This window comes from Devosia litorisediminis (assembly GCF_018334155.1).
Classification (GTDB): domain Bacteria; phylum Pseudomonadota; class Alphaproteobacteria; order Rhizobiales; family Devosiaceae; genus Devosia; species Devosia litorisediminis.
The window spans coordinates 275,142-291,126 of record NZ_JAGXTP010000001.1; the positions used below are offsets into that span (position 1 = coordinate 275,142).

The window sequence follows — 15,985 nt, forward strand, 5'->3', positions numbered from 1 at the left end:
GTGTACCATCATATGTCGAGCACCAGACGCTGGGATTTCGCCCGGCTGACGCAGGTCATCATGCAGCTATTCGAGGCTTTTTCGCTGTCGTTGAGATAGACGTCCTGATGGTCGACTTCGCCCTCCATGACCGCGGTCAGGCAGGTGCCGCAGGCACCCTGTTCGCAGGAGCTGGGAACCGTCAGGCCAGCCTCGCGCATCACTTCGAGAATGGTCTTGCCGGCCGGGACATGAAGGGTCATGGCCGAGCGCGCCAGCTCGATCTCGAACGATGAGCTGTCGTCGATGGTCTTGTCGTTCTTGAAGTATTCAAAGTGGATGGCTTCTTCGGGCCAGTGCTGGGCTGCGGCGGTGCTGCGTACGGTTTCGAGCATGGCGGCGGGGCCGCAGACATAGACATGCTGGGCCAGGCGCCACGTGCCCAGTGCACTGGCGATGGTGTCGGCGATCTGCGGGCGGGGCAGGCCGGTATGAAGCACCACCTTGCCGTGCAGGGCACCAAGTTCGCTGCGGAAGGCGATCTGCTCATCGGCGCGGGTGAAGTAATGCAGCTCGTAGGGCAGGGCCGACTTGTCGAGGAAACGGGCCATGGACAGCAGGGGCGTGATGCCGATGCCGCCGGCAATCAGCACGGTGCGGGTGGCATCGCGGCGCAGCGGGAAATTGTTGCGCGGCTCGGAAATGGCGAGCACATCACCCTCGCGCACCGTTTCGACCAGCACCTTGGAGCCGCCCGAGCTGGCGCTCTCCTGCTTGACGCCGATGACATAGCTGAGCAGGTCGCCGGGACCATTGGTGATGGAATATTGCCGGGTCAGCCCATTGGGAAGGTGCACATCGATATGTGCGCCCGGCTGGAAGGTGGGCAGGTGGCGGTTGTCGCGGTCGGCCAGCTCAAAGCCGATCACGCCGTCGGCGCTGGCCCATTTGCGCTTGACCACAACGGGCATGGTGGCGCCGCGCGGGATGGCGATATCGGGCATGGTGGCCAGATCGGCCGAGACGCGCTCAAATACGGGTTGCAGCGGGGTGGGGGCCGGCTGGCGCGCCGCGGCGCGTTCGAGGCGGTCGCGCAGCTTGGTCAGGGTTTCATTGATGTGGCGCAGGGTGACGATGGTGTCGGCTGGCTGGCCGGGCAGCAGGCCGCGAATGACCGAACGTCCGGCATCGACGGGCTGGACGAAATAGAGCGTGTCGCCCAAGCGGATCGCCAGGCCGGGCAGGGTCTGGGCTGGCTGATCATCGGGGGCCAGACCGGCAAGGCCGGCCAGCACGGCCTCGGGCGTGGCATTGACCGGCATGGGGCGCAGGGCGAACCAGTCACCGGTCTCGGCACCGGGGAAGGGCGTGAAGGGCTTGTCGTCATTGGCGGCAGACCAGATCAGGCCATAGGCTTCGACCACCGGATAGGTTCGGTTCTCGATGCGGCGGGCTGGCGCATCGGCTGGGTGAGCCGGGATATAGGTGCAGCCGGCCGAGCGGTTCGCATAGCGCCAGCCATGATACTGGCATTTGAGCTCGGCGCCCTCGTTGATGCCGATCGACAGCCGTACGCCGCGATGCAGGCAGCGGTTTTCCCAGACGTTGACATTGCCATCATCGGCGCGCCAGACGGCAAGCTCGCGGCCCAGCAACTGGCCCTGATAGACATGGCGGAAAGGCAGGTCCTCGCTTGAGGCGATGGGGTACCAGTTGGGGTCGGAAAGCGAGAGCGTCATGGGGTCATCCGAGACGTTTTTCGAGATCGCGCCACGATCGGATGAGGTCGGTTCTGCCGCCCTGGCGTACGGGGCGGGGTGATTGGCACCTGTTATCGTCAGCTCGCCATGGGAATGGTGCCGTAGGTGATGCCTTTCTGGCTGAGCCAGCGGCGGTAGGCGATGGCGGATTTGTCGGCGCGGATCGGGGTTTCGGCGCGCGGATCGAGCGGCAGGCGCTTGGGATACTGGTTTTCCAGAATGGGCTTGTCCTGACCGAAAATGGTCTGCTGGAAGCGGCGCAGTTCGGTGATGGTGGAAGTGGAGTCGATCATTGATTGCAGCAGATGGGCGCGGCAGCGCTCCTGGGTCATGGGCTGCAGGAAAATGGCGATCACATCGCGGCGCTCGGGCGCCTCGGGTGAGGATTTGTAGAGCACCGAACAGAAGGGGTGCGGCACGCGATAGACATATTCGACCTCCATGCCATCGGTGGCCGACAGGGCCGCGCGGGGCTGGAAGAACTTGCAGCGGGTGGCCAGCACCTCGTCGCGCTCCTCGGAGACCTCGACGTCGTATTCCTTGACCTCGGTATGGGGTTCGGCACCCAGAATGTCGGTGTGGACATAGGGGAAGTGGCCCATGTCGAGGAAATTCTCGACAGCGCGCGGGGCCGAGACATGCAGGCCAATGGAGCCGCAGCTCATATTGGTGCGATCGGCCTCGGCATATTCGGGAATGGGGAACAGCTCAGCCGGTGGGTGGCCAAAGCTGGTCCAGACATAGCCATAGCCGGTGATGACTGGCAGGCGGTCGATAATGGTTTCGGGGTCGATCTCGTCGCCCTTCTGCTCACTGGTGCGGCGCCATACAACCGGCAGGCCGTCCCGATCGCGGGTGAGGGCGATGGGGGTATCGAGCAGAATGGTGGTTTCAACCTGACCCACGGGCACTTCGTCGGTAGCGGCGATGACCTGCCAGAGGTCGTGGGTGGTCGGATCGATATCGGTCATGGATGGTCTCAACATTTGGGTTCAGCATAAGCGTCATGGCAATGAGTGCCAGCGGAAAATTGAACATGCGGCCATGCGGATTGCTCATGCTGATCGGGCGCGGGAATCATCTAGAGTGGCCCGAGGGAGACTTGCATGGAATCACAGGTGAAACGGTTTCCGGCGGCAGCGCTGGAGAGCAAGGTTGCGGCGGCGTTGCGGCAGGCCGGGGCGAGCGAGGAGTCGCTGGCTGCAGCGGTGCGCGCCATGCTGCACGCTTCGATGGTGGGCGTGGACAGCCATGGCGTGCGGCTGACCGAGCATTATTGCCAGATGCTGGCGGGCGGGCGGTTGAACAAGAACCCGCAGTTGAGTGTCGATATCCGCGCGGCGGGTAGTGCCATGGTGCATGGCGATGACGGGCTGGGGCATTATGCAGCCTATAAGGCTGTCGAGGTGGGGATCGACCTGGCGCAGAAAGCCGGCGTGGGCGCGGTGGGAATTTCCCATTCCTCCCATCTGGGCGCTGCGGGCGCCTATGCGCTGGCGGGAGCCGAGCAGGGCTATGTGACCTTTGCCACCACCAATACCGATTCCATGGTGGCGCTGTTTGATGGCGCGGCGCGGTTTCATGGCACCAACCCGCTGGCCTTCGCCGCGCCAGTGCCCGACAGCAAACCATGGCTGCTGGATATGGCGACTTCGTCGATCCCGATGAACCGGGTGCTGCTGCATCGCTCACTGGGGCTGGAACTGCCCGAGGGTGTCGCCGCAGATGCGCATGGCGTGGCCACGACCGATCCGGATCGGGCCGACATGCTGCTGCCGCTGGGCGGCGCGGATTATGGCTATAAGGGTGCGGCGCTGGCCGGGGTGGCAACACTGTTCTCGGCGCTGCTGACCGGCACCACGCTCGATAGTGATTTCATCCCGATGTATGGCGGCGATGATATTTCGACACCACGCAATATGGGGCATTTCGTGCTGGTAGTGGACCCCAACAAGTTTGTCGGGCGCGACATGTTCGGCATGATGATCACACGCTATCTGTCCAGCCTGCGCGCAGCGCCGGTGCGGCCGGGCGGCGAGCGGGTGATGGCACCGGGTGATCGCGAGTGGGAAACAGTGGCCCAACGTGAAGAGCAGGGTGTGCCGGTGGATCCCGATACCGAGCGGTTCCTGGGCCTATAGGGGCGCGGCCCGTCTGCGTTTGCCCGTGGCAGGCGATTTCAGTCGATGTCGAGCAGCAGGGCGCGGTGGTCGGAGACCTCGGGCTGGACGACGACGTCGAAAGCTTTGACCGCCACGTCGGGGGTCACCAGCATGTAGTCGGCATAGCGGCCGGGCTTTTCGTAGTGCGACGTTCGGGTGTCGGTGAAGCCATTGGTGGTGACCAGATCGCGCAGGCCCAGACGGGCCAGTACCGGGAAGGTCACGCTTTCGGGCAGCACATTGAAATCACCGCAGACCACCAGCCGTTCATCGCCGGGCCAGACGCGTTCGATGAGATCGACCAGCGCATCGGCCTGAACGTGACGGGCCGGGGTGTCGGCCTTGCCGCTGGTTTCGCGCAGCCCATGCATCTGGGCGATGGTCAGAGGCGCGCCAGTGGCGGGATCAAGAATGCGCAGGCAGTGGGCGTTGCGGGCTCGGGGATGTTCGCCCCAGCCGTCAGGCGTATAGTGCCCGTGCACGAAATCGACGGTCTGGGCCATGACCGGGATGGTCTTGCGTACAAAGGTGGCCAGCCCGAACTGGGAGGGGAGCACCGCCTCGCCATCATAGAGCGGGCCGCTGGCCGTGGGGCAGAACACGCCGTCATGACCGGGAAGGACCGCGGCCACTTCATCGAAGAAATTGGCGCGCTGGGGCAGTTCGACGCCCGGCTCGCGATAGATCAGCCAGGCGGAGCGCGCCGTCGGCGTGCGCGAGAGCTCCTGCAGGCAGACGATATCGGCGTCGATCTCGGCCAGATATTGCAGGACCGGCGCGTGCAGCTTGCCGGCCCATGCATTGAGCGAGACGATGCGCATGCCTAGTCTTCGCGATAGATGTCGAAGGGACCAAAGGCCTGGGTGGTAGCCATGACCTGCAGCCGGTTGACGTTGACGTGTTCGGGCAGCGTGGTGCTCCAGAAAATGGTCTCGGCAATGTCTTCGGCGTTCATGGCCTTGGTGCCCGAATAGGGCTTGGCCGCCTTTTCCTCGTCGCCCTTGAAGCGGACCAGCGAGAACTCGGTTTCGGTCAGGCCCGGTTCAATATTGGTGACGCGGATATTCTTGCCCTGAACGTCCGAGCGCAGGTTGAGCGCAAACTGCTTCACGAATGCCTTGGTGGCGCCATAGACCGAACCACCGGGATAGGGATAGTCGCCAGCCACCGAGCCCAGGGTGACGATATGGCCGCCGCCGCGATGGATCATGCCGGGCAGCAGGGCGCGCACGGTATAGGCCAGTCCCGTCACATTGGTGGCGATCATGGTTTCCCAGTCGGTGATGTCGGTTTCGGCAGCGGGCTGCAGGCCCAGCGCCAGACCGGCATTGGCCAGCACGACATTGATATTGGCAAAGGGCGGGGGCAGATCGGCGATGGCCGCGTCGATGGCGGCGCGATCCTGCACGTCGAGCTGGATGATATGGCAGTTCTCGGCGCCCAGATCGATCTGCAGATCCACCAGACGATCCCAGCGCCGACCGGTGGCGACAACCTTGGCGCCCGCTTCAACGTAGCGGCGTGCGGCGGCAGCGCCGAAACCGGAGGTTGCACCGGTGATGAAAACGACGAAGCGGCTGGGATCAAGCAGCTGGTACATGGCAATGTCCTGGGAGAAAGTCCGAATGCAAACAGGTTGGACCGGCAGGGCGCGCGGCGTCAACTGAAACGGTCCGATGGCGTGCCTTTCCAAATTGTAATGTGATTACCAAGTGCTCACGTGCTCGAAGAGATTTGCGCTATTATGATGGTGCCAATCAGATTTGGGGTGATGCGGCTTGAAGACCTTGGCAAAATGGCTGGTGGTATTGGTGGTTCTGGCAGGCGCTGGTGGCGCAGCCTGGTGGTATTTCCTGGCAACACCGCAGGCGGCAACAGTGCCGACCACGGTATCCCCGTCACGCGGCGACATTGAACAGACCGTGCTGGCCTCGGGTGTGCTGCAGGCCAATTCGCTGGTCAGCGTGGGCGCCGAAGTGTCCGGGCGGATCGAAGCAGTGCATGTGTCGCTGGGACAGGACGTCAAGAAGGGCGATCTGATCGCCGAGATCGACAGTCTTGATCAGGAGAATGCGGTCAAGACCGCCCAGGCCGTGCTGGCCGGGATCGAGGCGCAGAAGCGCAGCCAGGAAGCCAGTCTGGTCAAGGCCACTGCAACGCTCAAGCGCAACCAGCAGCTCAATGCCAATAGCCTGGTGTCGCAGACCGATCTGGAAACGGCACAGGCTGCCGTGGATTCGGCGCAGGCGCAGATCGATCAGCTTGATGCGCAGATTGCCCAGGCAGAATTGAGCGTGGAATCGGCCGAACTCAATGTGGCGCGCACCAAGATCGTTGCCCCCAATGACGGCACCGTGGTGGCCCTGCTGGTGGAGCAGGGGCAGACGGTCAACGCCAATTCGACCATCCCCACCATCGTCAAGATCGCCGATCTTGATACCATGGTGATCAAGGCGGAAATCTCGGAAGCCGATGTGGTGCGGGTGCAGGCCGGACAACGGGTCTATTTCACCATTCTGGGTGAGCCCGATGTGCAGATCGATGCCGAACTGCGCGAAGTGGAGCCCGCGCCGACCTCGATCAATTCCGACACCAGCTCCAATGACAGCGCGGTCTATTACAACGGGCTGTTCGATGTGCCGAACCCCGATCACAAGCTGCGCATTTCGATGACCGCGCAGGTGACCATCGTGCTTGCTGAAGCGCGCGATGCGCTGACACTGAGCTCGGCGCTGGTGACGCGCAAGGATCCGCGCGGCAATAGCGTGGTGATGGTCTATGACCCCGATACCAAAGAGGTCGAGCCGCGCCGCATCGAGGTGGGGCTGAACAACAATATCATGGCCGAGATCAAGAGCGGTCTGGATGAGAGTGATCAGGTTGTCACCAGCGCGACGGCTGGCGGCCGCGGCGGACAGGCCGGCGGCGGCGCACCGGGCGGCAATCGCTTTGGTGGTGGCGGATTGCTGGGTGGTGGCCGTCCGTGAGTGATCCGATCATCTCGATCCGTGGGCTGACGCGCCGGTTCCAGACCGGGGCGGAGAGCGTCACCGTGCTCAAGGAAGTCGATCTCGATATCGAGCAGGGCGAGCTGGTGGCCATTATCGGGCAGTCAGGCTCGGGCAAGTCGACGCTGATGAACATTCTGGGGTGCCTGGATCGTCCCAGTGCGGGCACCTACAGCTTTGCCGGCAAGGAAGTGGGTCGGCTGGGTCCCGATGCCCTGGCGGCCCTGCGGCGCGAGCATTTCGGCTTTATTTTTCAGCGCTATCAATTGCTGCCCGATCTCGATGCCATCGAGAACGTGGCGATGCCGGCGGTCTATGCCGGGGTGGATGGCGAGGCGCGGCGCGAGCGCGCCATTGCACTGTTGACCCGGCTGGGTCTGGGCGAGCGCCTGACCCATCGCCCCAATGCGCTTTCGGGCGGCCAGCAGCAGCGCGTCAGCGTGGCGCGGGCGCTGATGAATGGCGGCGAAGTCATTCTGGCCGACGAGCCGACGGGCGCACTGGATTCGCGCAGCGGCAAGGAATTGCTGGCCCTGCTCAGCGAGTTGCATCAGGACGGCCACACCATCATCATCGTCACCCATGATCCGGCCGTGGCCGCACTGACCAATCGGGTGATCGAGATTTCCGACGGCGTGATTGTCTCGGACACCCGCAGCGGCGATGACCGTCCGGCAGTCAGCCCGAAGGCGCCGATGCGCAAGATTGCGCGTTGGCGCGAAGGCATTGATCGCAGTGTCGAAGCGCTGCGCATGGCGCTGCGGGCGATGATCGCCCACAAGATGCGCACCTTTCTGACCATGCTGGGCATCATTATCGGCATTGCCTCGGTGGTCAGCGTGGTGGCGCTGGGGCAGGGCAGCCAGCAGACGGTGCTGGACAATATTTCCTCGATCGGCACCAATACGATCAATGTATATCCCGGCACCGGGTTCGGTGACCGGCGATCAGGCCGCATTGAAACGCTGATGCCCACCGATGCCGATGCGCTGGCCCAGCAACCCTTTGCGGACAGCGTGACCCCGCAGGTGTCGAGCAATGCCACGGTGCTGTTCCGCAATACCTCGTCCAATGCGACTGTGACGGGGGTGGGTGAGCAATATTTCCAGGTCAATGGCCGCAGCTTTGCCGAGGGTGTTGGCTTCAACACGACCAGCGTTGCCCAGCGCACACAGGAAGCGGTGATCGACGGCAATGCGCGCGACGCGATCTTTGTGAATGGTGAAGACCCGATCGGTCAGGTCATCATGCTGGGCAAGGTGCCGGTGCGGGTGATCGGCGTGGTCGAGACGGTGTCCGGCTTTGGCCCGGGTGGCAATTCAGCCAATGTCTATGTGCCCTATACCACCGCGATGGACCGCATTCTGGGTCAGGCGCATCTGAGCTCGATCGCGATCCGGGTGGCCGATGACTTCGACATGGCGCAGGCTGAAACCGACATCACCGAGCTGGTGACGCGGCTGCATGGCGGCACGGCCGACTTCTTTTTGATGAACACCGACACGATCCGCGACACCATCCAGTCGACCTCGGCGACGCTGACGCTGCTGATTTCGACCATTGCGATCATCTCGCTGGTGGTGGGCGGTATCGGGGTGATGAACATCATGCTGGTGTCGGTGTCCGAGCGCACCAAGGAGATCGGTATCCGCATGGCGGTAGGCGCGCGGCGCGGCGACATCCTGCGCCAGTTCCTGATCGAGGCGGTGCTGGTGTGCTTTGTCGGCGGTGGTGCCGGGGTGGGGTTGAGTTTTGCCCTGGGGGCCTTGCTGACCATGCTGGTGCCGGGCGCGACCATGGCCTATTCGGCAGAATCAATGGTGCTGGCGATTGCCTCGGCCAGCCTGATCGGCGTGGTGTTCGGCTTCATGCCAGCGCGCTCCGCGGCCCGGCTGGACCCGGTGGAAGCCCTGGCCCGCGAATAGCGCGCCGGCGGCTTAGCGGCTCTTCATCACTTTTTGCTGCAGGCGCGCAGGACGCTTGTGTGCGCCCCCGTGCTCACGGTAAACTGTGGGTTCAACGTCTGGGACGGACGGACATCTGTTGGTCCGAGCGCAGCGTGATTAACGCAATGTTGTCGCTCTGGATGACAATGTAAGCTTCTGCCTATCTGGTTGAAGCGTAACGGGCGGGATTGGTTCACTGCATATAGCGCGTCGAGTATTGAGTTTTTGCGCCTTGTGCGTGGCGGCCACCAGTCTGGGTATGGCCGCCGCACCTGTTGCTGCATTTGAGATTTTTGGCCTCAAGCTGTTCGAAGACCCCAATGCGGTGGACGCTGAGGTGGTGATTGCGGACCCGCAGCCCTATGTGGTCAGCGTGGCGGTCAATGGCGACGGCGCGCTTGAAAGCGTGGTGCGCAATGCGTCCTCGCTGGTGGCCGATGAAACCAAGCCTGCCTCGGGCGCGGCCGGGCTGCTGGCCAAGGCGCGGGGCGATTATCGCCGGCTGGTCGCGGCGCTTTACAATGAAGGCTATTATGGCGGCGTGGTGAGCATCCGCGTGGGTGGTCAGGAAGCGGCCAAGCTGGCCCCTGACGTCAACCTGCCCGATCCGGTCGATGTGGCCATTGTGGTCGAGCCGGGCCCCCTGTTCCGCTTCAACAGCGTTGATGTGGTCAATGCGGCGCCGATCACCAGCGATCCGTTTGATTTTGTGCCGCCGCCATCGACGCGCGGTTTCGGTCGTGGCGAGATCGCCAAATCCAGCGTCATTCTGCAGGCCGAGCAGCTGGCCCTGCGCGCCTGGCGACAGCAGGGTTTCCCCAAGGCTGTCATTGCCAGCCGCGAAGTGGTGGCCGACCATGCCAATAGCAGCGTGGATGTGACCATCACGGTCAATCCGGGTCGCAAGGCGGCCTTTGGCGATGTGACCGTGACCGGCACCGAGCGGATGGACCCCGAATTCGTGCGGCGTCAGACCGGGCTTGTGGTCGGCGAAGAGTATGATCCGGATACGCTGGCTCTGGCGCAAAAGCGGCTGGACCGGCTCGAAGTATTCCGCGCAGCGCGGCTTGAGGCAGCTGAATCCATCGGCGTTGACGGGCTGCTGCCCTATACGCTGATTGTCCAGGAACTGCCCGGCGCACGCTTTGGCGTGGGCGCAAATTATTCCTCGATCGATGGGCTGGGCGTAGAGGGCTATCACCTGTGGCGCAATCTGTTCGGTCAGGCCGAACGGCTGCGGCTTGATGCGCGGATCGCCAGCATCGCCTATCCGATCGATACCGAGCAGTTCGACTATTCCTTTGGCGGCACCTTCACCAAGCCGGGCATTTTCACGCCCGATACCGATCTGGTGGCGGCGGTGGCGGCCGAGCGAACGATCTATCCGACCTATACCGAAACATCGGCATCGGGGCGGCTGGGGCTGACGCATATCTTCTCCGACGAAATCACCATTGAAGGCGGCGCGTCGCTGGAGCGCAGCCGGTTTGACGACAGTTTCGGCACGCGCGACTTCACTACGGCGGGGCTCTATGGCGGTGCCACGCTGGACTTCCGCAATGACCGGGTCGATGCGACTGCGGGCTGGTATGCCCAGGCCAGTGTCGAACCGTTCTATGAATTCCGCTTCGCCAATGCCGGCGCGCGGGTGACGCTGGAAGGCCGGACCTATTTCGGTTTTGGCGAGAATGATCCGTTCGTTCTGGCGGGCCGGATCAAGGGCGGTGCCCTGGTGGGGCCGGCCCTGTCGGAAATCTCGCCAGACAAGCTGTTCTTTGCCGGCGGCGGCGGATCGGTGCGTGGCTATGGCTACAAGTCGATTGGCGTCAATGATGGTGCGGGCAATGTGACCGGCGGGCGCTATCTGCTCGAAGGATCGCTCGAAGCGCGTATGCGTATCAACGAAGCCTTCGGCATTGTCGGGTTCCTCGACGGTGGCTATGTGGCCGCCGATGTGTTCCCGAGCATTGATGATCTGCGCCTGGGGGCAGGTGCCGGCCTGCGCTATTACACAGGGCTTGGCCCATTGCGACTGGATGCGGCGATCCCGCTGAACAAGAAGCCGGGTGACGCTGATTATGCCGTCTATGTCGGCATCGGGCAGGCCTTCTGATGCGGCGTTTTCTGATTGCCTTGCTGGTCCTTGTGGGCCTTGGCGTGCCTGCGGCCCTGGTGGCGCAGGACGTGCTCAATATGGACAATGATGCGCAGAAGGACTGGTTGACCAGTTTTGTGCAGGATCAGTTGTCGACCCCTGAGCGCCAGATCCGGCTATCCAATATCGATGGTGTGCTGGGCTCGGATGTCTCGGTGCGTGAAATCACCATTTCCGATGCCGATGGCGTTTGGCTGCGGGTGAACAATGCGCAGCTGAACTGGAACCAGGCCGCGCTGTTCCTCGGCCGGCTCGAAGTCCGTTCGCTGACCGCCGATTCGATCGATTATCTGCGCAATGCTGTGGCCAGTGATCAGGTTGATCTGCCACCAGCGGAAGAGGGTGGCTTTACCGTGCCCGAATTCCCCGTGGCCATTCAGCTTGAACAGCTCAGCGTGCCGCAGGTGAGCTTTGGCGAAAGCGTCTTCGGGCTGGGTTCACAGGTGTCGCTGGAAGGCGCGTTTTCGCTTGATGGCGGCAATCTGAACACCAGTCTGGATATTGTCCGGCTTGATGGGCCGGGCGGCACGCTCAATCTGGATCTTGCCTATGCGCAGGGCGACAGCAATCTTGACCTGGGGTTGTCGCTGGTGGAGCCCGAAGACGGGGTGATTGCCAATCTGCTCAATATTGAAGGGCGCCCGGCGGTCACGCTGACGCTTAATGGCAAGGGCCCGGTCGGCGATCTGCGCACCGAACTTGAACTACAGGCCAATGGCCAGACCGCGTTGAGCGGCGTGGCGACTGTGCGGCAGCAGGCCGAGGGTTTTGGCGTCGATGCCGATCTGCGCGGTCCCCTGTCGAACCTGATGGCGCAGGCCTATCAGCCATTCTTTGGTGCCGAGACGGCTTTGAGTGCCAATGCGCTGGTGCGCAATGATGGCGGGCTGTCGATCAGCGGACTGCGCGTGAGTGGCGGACAATTGCAGCTTGAGGCTTCGGCCGAAACCACGACTGACAGCTTTTTGCGTGAGCTGACCCTCAACGCCATGATCAGTGATCCGGCAGGCAGCGCGGTGACGCTGCCGGTGGCGGGGGCGTCGACCAAGGTGCGTTCAGCCCAACTGACGGTTGATTATGGCGGGGCCGTCGGCAATGGCGCACCGCAGGAATGGCGCGCGAACCTCAATGTGAGCGGTTTTTCCCAGCCGGGCCTGACGGCAGATACCCTGGCGCTGGCCGTCGATGGTGTGGCGACCGCGCTCGATGATCCAACGGCGCGCATGGTGACCTTCAATGGCGATGGCTCGCTGAGCGGCATTGCGGCCGATGCGGCTATCGAAGCCGCGCTGGGCGATGAAATCGGCATTGGTATTGCCGGCCTCTACAAGGCGGGTGAGCCGGTGCAACTGGCGCAGTTGCGCGTGGTCGGCAAGGCGCTGACGGCAGCTCTGTCGGGTCAGCTGGATGGATTGAATTTTACCGGCGATATCGGGCTGGAGACGGCCAGCATTGCGCCGTTCTCCGGACTGGCGGATCGTGATCTGTCCGGCGGGCTGACGCTGGCGGCCAAGGGGACCGTCAAGCCGCTCACCGGTGGTTTTGATCTGACGCTGGATGGTACGGGCCGCGATCTGGCGATTGGCGACGAGATTGCCGATGATCTGCTGGCAGGCACGGTCAAGCTCTCGGGCCGGGTGGCGCGCAGCAAGGCGGGCCTGACCGCTGATAATTTCCGCATCGCCAACACCCAGGTTCAGCTGCTGGCCGACGGCACCTATTCCAGCGTGCTGGCCGATTTCGCGTTCAATCTGGATCTGAGTGATCTGTCGCTGCTGTCCGACCAGGCCAGTGGTGCGCTCAGCGTGGTGGGCACGGCCAAGGGCATGGACGATGTGATCGATCTTGATCTCAACGCCAGTGTCCCGGCTGGACAATTGGCTGATCGGGCGCTGCGCGAGGGTGCGCTGCGGTTTGCCGGGCAATATCGCGGTGAGGTGCTGAGCGGCAAGATTTCCGGCGCGGCAGCACTGGATGGCTATCGCACGACACTGGCAGCGGACGTGAATGTGGCGCCAGCCGAGCAGTCGCTGGCCAATATCGACTTTCAGGCAGCCGGGACGCGGATCAGCGGCGGGCTGACACGTACCGAACTGACCGGGCTGATCAATGGCGGGCTCAGCGTGGTGTCGCCGGACGTGTCAGTGGCGGCAGCATTGGCGCTGCTCGATGCCAGTGGTTCGGTCAATGCCGAGATTACCCTGACGCCGGTCAAGGCCAAGCAAAGTGCCAGCATTCGCGGTGATGTGCGGGCGCTCAGCGTCAACGACATCCGGGTTGGCGCTGCGGACATCAATGCTAGCATTGCCGATCTGTTCGGGGTGCCCGTGATCAATGGCGCCATCAATGGCAGCAATATTGCCGCTGCGGGCGTCGATATCGACACGCTGAGCGCGCGGGCCAACCAGACAGGCGAGACCACCGCTTTTGACGCGCAGGCCGCGCTGGCAACAGGCACCGATGTCGATCTGGCGGGGTCGCTGACCCCGGTCGATGGCGGCTATCGTCTGGCGCTGGATCGGGCGCAATTGCAGCAGGGCACGCTCTCGGCGGCTCTGGCACAGCCAACCGTGCTGGAAGTTGCCGGTTCCGATGTGCGGCTTGATGCAGTGCGGTTCAATGTGGGATCGGGGTCGATCACGGCAAGCGGGTCGGCTGGCGAGGTGATCGACATCGCGCTCGACATCAATGCGCTGCCGCTATCGGTGGCCAACGCCGTGGCGCCCGAGCTGGGCCTGAGCGGCACGCTGAGCGGGCAGGCCCAGATTTCGGGTTCGGGCAGTGATCCCCAGGTGCGGTTCACCACCCAGGCCCAGGGCATTGGCGCTGCGGCCATCAATGATTTCGGTATTGCGCCGCTCAGCCTGACGGCCAATGGCAGCTTTGCCAATGGCAGTGTGTCTCTGGCCTCGCTAACGGCCAATGGCGCCGGCGGGTTGACCATAAGCGGTTCGGGCACGGTGCCCCTGAGCGGCAATGGCCTGAACGTATCGGTGACCGGTTCGGCGCCGCTTGTACTGGCCAATCGCTTTGTTGCGGATCGCGGCGGCCAGTTGAGCGGTGTGGTCAACCTGAACGCCCAGGTCACGGGCAGTCTGGACAATCCGCAATTTGGCGGGCGGGTCTCGACCAGTGGCGCTGGCTATATCGATCCTGAACTCAATTTCCGCATGCAGGGCATTACCGGTTCGGCAAGCCTGAATGGCGACCGGCTGGTGATCGAACAGCTTTCGACCAATCTGGCGCGTGGCGGCTCGGTGTCGGCCTCTGGCTCGGTGGGGCTGAGCGGTGGTTTTCCCGCCGATATTCGCGTGGCGCTGAATTCAGTGCGCTATGCCGACGGCAATCTGTTTGTGGCGACGGTGGGGGGCAATCTTACCCTGACAGGCAATCTGACCGGCTCATCGCTGCTGGCCGGCGACGTGCGGGTGGAAGAAGCCAATATCACCGTGCCGGAGAATTTCGGTTCTGGCGCCGACCTGATCAATGTCGAACATGTGCGCGCCCCGGCTGCGGTGGAACGCACGCTGGCGCGTGCCCGGATCGACGAGACCAGTGGCGCGCCCATTCCGCAGACGCGCTCGCCGGGCATGCTGCTCGACATCAAGATCAGCGCGCCCAACCAGATATTCATCCGCGGCCGTGGGCTTGATGCCGAAGTGGGTGGCTCGGTGCGGGTCACCGGTCCGATCGGCAATATCCAGCCCGTGGGTGCGTTTTCGCTCAATCGCGGCCGCTTGGCGATCCTGGGGCAGCGCGTGACGTTTGAATCCGGTCAGGTCACCCTGGTAGGCGACCTTGATCCCATGCTGAACCTGATTGCCGTCACCGAGGGCGAGGGGATTACGGTCTATGTGACCGTATCGGGCCGCGCCTCCAATATCGATGTGAGCTTTTCCTCCAGCCCGGCCCTGCCGCAGGATGAAGTGCTCAGCCGGCTGATCTTCAAGCGCTCGATGAGCGAGCTGTCGCCACTGCAACTGGCCAAGCTGGCTGCTGCGGCCGCCGAGTTGGTGGGTGGCGGTGGCAATGGGCTGGTGGACAGCCTGCGCGGCGCTGCGGGGCTGGATGATCTCGACATCGTCACCGATGCCGATGGCAATGTCGCGGTTCAGGCGGGTACCTATCTGCAGGACAATGTCTATCTGGGCGTGCAGGCCGGGGCCGGCGGGCAGAGCAAGGTGACCATCAATCTCGATGTCACCAGCGATCTCAAGGTGACAGGTTCGGCCAGCCAGGACGGCAATTCGAGCGTCGGCGTCTATTACGAGAAAGACTACTAGATCCCAACCCAATGAGGGCGCGATGAGCTTCTGGGACCAGCGCTATGACCGCGCCGAATATGTGTTCGGCGAAGCGCCCAACGCCTTTCTGGCGGCCAATGCGGAGCGCCTGAAGGGTTATGGTTCGGCGCTGGCCGTTGCTGATGGCGAGGGCCGCAATGGCGTGTTCCTGGCTGAACAGGGGCTGGACGTGCTGGCCGTGGATGCCTCGCCAATTGGTTTGGCCAAGGCCGATCAGCTGGCCGAAAGGCGGGGCGTGACGCTGACCACGCAATGCCTGGATATCGGTGCCTATGACTGGCCCGAAGCCCGGTTCGATGTGGTGGCCGCCATCTTTATCCAGTTCGCGCCGCCCGCCATGCGCGACGCGATGTTTGCCGGCATGGTGCGCACCCTCAAGCCGGGTGGTCTGCTGTTGCTTGAAGGCTATCGCCCCGAGCAACTCGGCTATGGCACAGGCGGGCCGGGGCAGCTCGAGAACCTTTATACCGAGGCGCTGCTGCGCGCGCGCTTTGGTGCGCTCGAGATCATCTCGCTAGAGAGCTATGATGCCGAACTGAGCGAGGGATCCGCGCATGCCGGGCCGTCCGCCCTGATCGATCTGGTGGCGCGCAAGCCAGCCTAGGGATTTGCCTCTGGCTATCCTCCCCCCCCAAAAAAAGGGGGAGGAACAGATCGCGTCAGACTTTAGC

10 protein-coding genes are annotated in these 15,985 nt (G+C 63.3%); 6 read left to right on the forward strand and 4 right to left on the reverse strand.

Going from position 1 to position 15,985, the window contains the following annotated elements:
* Positions 1–8 precede the first annotated feature (8 nt).
* A complete protein-coding gene (locus tag KD146_RS01330; RefSeq protein ID WP_212656958.1) occupies positions 9–1,718 on the reverse strand; it encodes a Rieske 2Fe-2S domain-containing protein in 1,710 nt (569 codons plus the stop codon).
* Positions 1,719–1,816: 98 nt separating this feature from the next.
* Positions 1,817–2,710, reverse strand: coding sequence for an aromatic ring-hydroxylating oxygenase subunit alpha (locus KD146_RS01335; RefSeq protein WP_212656959.1), 894 nt, complete (start codon positions 2,708–2,710; stop codon positions 1,817–1,819).
* 135 nt (positions 2,711–2,845) lie between these two features.
* Here KD146_RS01335 and KD146_RS01340 point away from each other — a divergent pair, with 135 nt between their 5' ends.
* Positions 2,846–3,880 (forward strand): Ldh family oxidoreductase, encoded by a 1,035-nt coding sequence (locus tag KD146_RS01340; protein WP_212656960.1) that lies wholly within the window; start codon positions 2,846–2,848, stop codon positions 3,878–3,880.
* A gap of 38 nt (positions 3,881–3,918) precedes the next feature.
* Here the strand turns inward: KD146_RS01340 and KD146_RS01345 are convergent, their stop codons facing one another.
* Entirely contained in the window at positions 3,919–4,722 is an 804-nt protein-coding gene (locus tag KD146_RS01345; protein ID WP_212656961.1) for an endonuclease/exonuclease/phosphatase family protein, read from the reverse strand.
* A 2-nt stretch (positions 4,723–4,724) separates the two neighbouring features.
* Positions 4,725–5,501, reverse strand: a complete 777-nt coding sequence (locus KD146_RS01350) for an SDR family NAD(P)-dependent oxidoreductase (RefSeq protein ID WP_212656962.1) — start codon at positions 5,499–5,501, stop codon at positions 4,725–4,727.
* Positions 5,502–5,679: 178 nt separating this feature from the next.
* Between KD146_RS01350 and KD146_RS01355 the strand changes: the two genes are divergently transcribed.
* From KD146_RS01355 to KD146_RS01375, 5 genes are all read left to right on the forward strand, one after another.
* Complete coding sequence (locus KD146_RS01355; protein WP_212656963.1) at positions 5,680–6,888, forward strand: efflux RND transporter periplasmic adaptor subunit; 1,209 nt, start codon at positions 5,680–5,682, stop codon at positions 6,886–6,888.
* Complete coding sequence (locus tag KD146_RS01360) at positions 6,885–8,834, forward strand: MacB family efflux pump subunit (protein ID WP_212656964.1); 1,950 nt, start codon at positions 6,885–6,887, stop codon at positions 8,832–8,834. The genes KD146_RS01355 and KD146_RS01360 overlap by 4 nt, the downstream gene beginning before the upstream one ends.
* A 259-nt stretch (positions 8,835–9,093) precedes the next feature.
* On the forward strand, positions 9,094–10,968 hold the full coding sequence (locus tag KD146_RS01365; RefSeq protein WP_345790721.1) for an autotransporter assembly complex protein TamA: 1,875 nt from the start codon (positions 9,094–9,096) through the stop codon (positions 10,966–10,968).
* Entirely contained in the window at positions 10,968–15,293 is a 4,326-nt protein-coding gene (locus KD146_RS01370; protein ID WP_212656965.1) for a translocation/assembly module TamB domain-containing protein, read from the forward strand. The genes KD146_RS01365 and KD146_RS01370 overlap by 1 nt, the downstream gene beginning before the upstream one ends.
* Positions 15,294–15,315: 22 nt before the next feature.
* Complete coding sequence (locus KD146_RS01375) at positions 15,316–15,918, forward strand: class I SAM-dependent methyltransferase (protein ID WP_212656966.1); 603 nt, start codon at positions 15,316–15,318, stop codon at positions 15,916–15,918.
* The last annotated feature ends 67 nt before the right edge of the window (positions 15,919–15,985 follow it).